Below are 787 nucleotides of genomic sequence, written 5' to 3'. Positions count from 1 at the left end.
GCACCAAGTACCCCGCCCGACCGCCCGAACCCCGGTTTCCCCTCCGGCCGTTCGACGTTTGAGGCGTTTGAGGTGTTCGAGGGCTTCGGCACGCTCGATGACGTTCACGTGCGTCGGACCGGCTCACCCGATCAGCACGCCTCCGCTCAGCACGCCTCCGCTCACCCCGCCCCCGCTCACCCCGACGGCGGCCGGGGGGTCGTGGCGCCTGATCCTGCTCTTTCCTGGAGTGCACCCATGAACCCGGGTGGGAGTCGGCCCGTCGTGTCGTTCGGGGAGCCCGAGGGGTATGACGAGCGGGCCCGGGCCAGGCCGCTGCTGGGGCGGGTGCGGGGTCGTACCGCCGTCGTCGCCGCCTGTCTGGTGCTGGGACTCGGACTCATCGGCGGTGCCGTCACCGGGAGTTGGCTGGTCGGGGACGATGGCGGTGAGGGGGCGAAAGGGACGTTCTCCGCGGCCGCGGGGCTGTGGCACAGCGTGCCGGTAGATCAGCTGTTCCCGCCCACCCTGCAGGGGCTCGGCGCCGGCCCCGGTGGCGCCGACCGCTCCTGGACCCGTATCGCCGTCGCGCCCGACAGCGGCTGCAAGGGCGCCTTCGACCCCCTGCTGGGCAAGGCGCTCGCCCCCGTGGGATGCCAGCGGCTGCTGCGCGCCACCTACACCGACGCCACCGAGAGCTTCGTGACCACCGTCGGCCTGCTGTTCACCAAGGCGGACGCCCCCGCCATGACCGCCCTCGCCAAACGGTTCCAGAGCGAGGGCCTCGGCAACCGCACCGACCTCATGC

Annotated in this window: 1 pseudogene; it reads left to right on the top strand. The window is 72.6% G+C overall.

Annotated features, from left to right (window positions below):
- Nucleotides 1-264: 264 nt before the first annotated feature.
- Nucleotides 265-787: pseudogene (locus GRC12_RS44800) on the top strand (hypothetical protein); the annotation flags it as partial.

Origin of the sequence: Streptomyces griseorubiginosus (assembly GCF_017614965.1) — a bacterium.
GTDB lineage: Bacteria > Actinomycetota > Actinomycetes > Streptomycetales > Streptomycetaceae > Streptomyces > Streptomyces griseorubiginosus_B.
The sequence above is the reverse complement of the archived record's forward strand: the minus strand, read 5'-3'. Positions and strand labels throughout refer to the sequence as shown.